This window comes from Marinimicrobium agarilyticum DSM 16975 (assembly GCF_000423345.1).
Classification (GTDB): domain Bacteria; phylum Pseudomonadota; class Gammaproteobacteria; order Pseudomonadales; family Cellvibrionaceae; genus Marinimicrobium; species Marinimicrobium agarilyticum.
In genome coordinates this window covers 1-2495 of sequence record NZ_AUHU01000026.1, presented here as the reverse complement: position 1 = coordinate 2495, position 2495 = coordinate 1, and the positions used below count along the sequence as shown (strand labels likewise).

The following is a 2495-nucleotide window of genomic DNA, read 5'->3' as shown; positions in this document are numbered from 1 at the left end:
CCATTGCGCCGGCGGGGCCAATACCTACGATTCCTTTGACCTGCTGAGCGCGGTCGTCGACTGGGTGGAAAATGGCGAAGCGCCGGGCGATGTCACTGCCTCTCGCACGAACCCAGAGCCCGCGAGCACCAAGCTGTGCGCCTATCCAGAACACCCGCACTATGTTGGTGGTGATGAGACGTCAGCCGATAGTTTTGAGTGCCGGTAGAGAGTAAGCGTTGGTTGTGATGAGAAGAGTTCTGGCAACGTTACTGTTTCTTCCGGTCTGTGCCGTTGCCGGCGACCTTCAACCCTTTGAGACCGATGGGTGCAGCTCCTTTCCGGACGGCACAGTCCAGAATAACGAACTCTGGTTATCCTGCTGTATTGCTCATGACTATGCCTACTGGAAAGGCGGCACCTATCAGGATCGTATTGACGCTGATAATGAACTGAAGCGTTGCGTTGCCGATGCCGGTGAGCCAGAAATCGCCATGCTGATGTTGGCAGGGGTCAGGGTCGGTGGCACTCCCTTTTTGCCTACGGGGTTTCGTTGGGGATTCGGTTGGCCGTTTATGAGAGGTTATAAAGCGCTGACTGAGGAAGAGCTGAACCAAATACGCGCACTGGAAGGCGAGGGTGATCCTTTGTAGTCGCAGAGCGATGATGGGCTGCCCTTCAAAGCCCCGCCCACTGAAGGCGGGGGGTAGGCTTTCGGGTTTTCTATCTTACGGTTCGCTCGGCTTGGTCAATGTATAGAGCCAGCCATCGTACAGCTCCCAAAGCTCGTCGTTTACGACTTCAAAATAGTATGACGGCTCGCCTTCGGGGTCACCTTCGGCGTATACCTCAAGCACCTTCACGGAGTCCCGATCGAGGCCTAGTCCGTAAAAATTGCTGAAACGCTGAGCCGGTACCTCGCCTTCTTTATCAACAGCGGGGTAGCACTCGATCTCATATCGAGGCTTTTCAATGGAAGAAAGATCGGAAATCATCTGATTTTTTCCGATCTTGACTTCGCTGCCTACTCTTTCTTGTGCTGCTTCTTCGGAGGTTAAACCTCCGCGATAGCGACTTGCCTGTTTGACCTCGTATGTTCCCAGTAAGCTCTCTGGAGAATCCTCGGCGCATTCTGCCTTGGACTCTTCTGTGCATCCGCTGAATGCCAGCGTGAGTGCAACGAGAAGTACGGTGTGGACTTTCTTGTATCCTTGATGCCTTTCAAAATGCTTTACCATGTTTGATACACCCCTTGAGTGTAAATATTCCACTCAGCGTTGCGGCGGTTAATGAGGCCCTGGTTAACCTTGCCTTGAGACTTCTTCCATGCTTTCCACGCATCTTCAAGGCTGGAATAAGCTGTTTTGGCCTCAGGGTTATTGATCATTTTGACAACTGATGAGTTCGAGAAAGCGTGGATGCCAATGTTAAATGCAAGAATTACCAGGGCGTCAAACTGATGGTTGTTCAAGGAGGTAGTAATATGTTGATTGACGCCGTTAACAAAAGGCGTAATATCCCCTTCAAATAACGTGTTCGCTTGTGCTTCTGTTATGCCGCTTTTGTAGATTGCCCACTCAGCTTTCGGGATCAGGTGACCGTAACCGATAGTGGCTCCTTCGACCCAGCTGTCTATGGTTTCGCCAGTTTGGTCGTCATAGGGTGTGAGTCTCAGCGATTCGATATCTTTTAGAAAGGTGACACCACTTTTGCTCAAGGAGGTTGCATTCAAAGTGGCGACATTCGAGGATGATTCATGGAGGAGGGCGTGTTGTGCGGCGTCTACGGATGAGCCCTGCGAAAATCGAATATCGGACAGGACGTACTGGTCGTTGGAGTAGTGTTCCAGGAGGAACTGGACGCCTGGCAGTGAAAGAAGATGGTTTCTTATGCCGAGGCCCTTTGGCTTGCACTGACTGCCGCACTTGGAAAGGCTGCCATGGCTAAGTGCTTTAAGCTCTTGATCTACCCTTCTTGCCCAGTGGCTACCTCGGGCAGCGGCTTTACTCAATTCTTCGTAGATTGGATAAATCGTAGGGTGGCAGCGTATAGCTTTGCCGGCATTTGCGCCAGCGATCAACGGAAATTGGGAAATAAGCATCGTATTGGTCCTTCAGGATATCGAAATGCGTGCACGGATGGTAATAGATGCACACGAGAGGGTCCATAGCTTGTGTCATAATCGCGGCATAGTGTGATGCAGCTCACCAAAAGGCATTATACAAGGTAATAACGCCGCGCGGTGCATGGGGCTTCTGACGCCGCGCCGACGGCCTGGATGGCCTTGAAGACGGGGTGGTCGCCAATGTCCGTGACTGCGACTTCGACCCCGGTCGGCTCGTCTGCGAGGCGGGGGAGGGCGATTCGTGTATCTCCCAGGCGCAGGCCGAGGCGCTCGACATCGACGTCGAAGACGCGCAACTGCGCAATGATCCGATGCAGGCGCGCACCGACAGCTACGGCTGGACCAACTTTTCGACCTTCCTCAATCGCGGTGGGAAGATCCTGTTCTATCA

At 52.9% G+C, this 2495-nt stretch carries 5 protein-coding genes; 3 read left to right on the top strand and 2 right to left on the bottom strand.

Translation table 11 applies throughout. The annotated features are described in order from the left end of the window. The coding region (locus tag G547_RS0115925) for a tannase/feruloyl esterase family alpha/beta hydrolase (RefSeq protein WP_027330692.1) at positions 1-208 on the top strand (208 nt) is incomplete at its 5' end. Between the two features lie 19 nt (positions 209-227). Beyond that, positions 228-632: a hypothetical protein gene (locus G547_RS0115920; RefSeq protein ID WP_027330691.1), complete on the top strand. Its 405-nt coding sequence runs from the start codon at positions 228-230 to the stop codon at positions 630-632. A gap of 75 nt (positions 633-707) precedes the next feature. Here G547_RS0115920 and G547_RS23495 read toward each other — a convergent pair whose 3' ends face one another. Both G547_RS23495 and G547_RS23210 read right to left on the bottom strand, forming a co-directional pair. Continuing rightward, complete coding sequence (locus G547_RS23495; RefSeq protein ID WP_157209912.1) at positions 708-1217, bottom strand: hypothetical protein; 510 nt, start codon at positions 1215-1217, stop codon at positions 708-710. After that, entirely contained in the window at positions 1211-2080 is an 870-nt protein-coding gene (locus tag G547_RS23210; RefSeq protein ID WP_084646109.1) for a lysozyme, read from the bottom strand. Before G547_RS23210 ends, G547_RS23495 begins: the two co-directional genes overlap by 7 nt. A 194-nt stretch (positions 2081-2274) precedes the next feature. Between G547_RS23210 and G547_RS21835 the strand changes: the two genes are divergently transcribed. Continuing rightward, positions 2275-2495, top strand: a 221-nt coding sequence (locus G547_RS21835; RefSeq protein WP_036189149.1) for a hypothetical protein, incomplete at its 3' end; no start/stop codon positions are given.

What these genes read in the sequence shown, in the direction of transcription:
- G547_RS0115920 (WP_027330691.1), top strand. Translation starts at nt 228, where the DNA reads ATGAGAAGAGTTCTGGCAACGTTACTGTTTCTTCCGGTCTGTGCCGTT.
- G547_RS23495 (WP_157209912.1), bottom strand. Translation starts at nt 1,217, where the DNA reads ATGGTAAAGCATTTTGAAAGGCATCAAGGATACAAGAAAGTCCACACC.
- G547_RS23210 (WP_084646109.1), bottom strand. Translation starts at nt 2,080, where the DNA reads ATGCTTATTTCCCAATTTCCGTTGATCGCTGGCGCAAATGCCGGCAAA.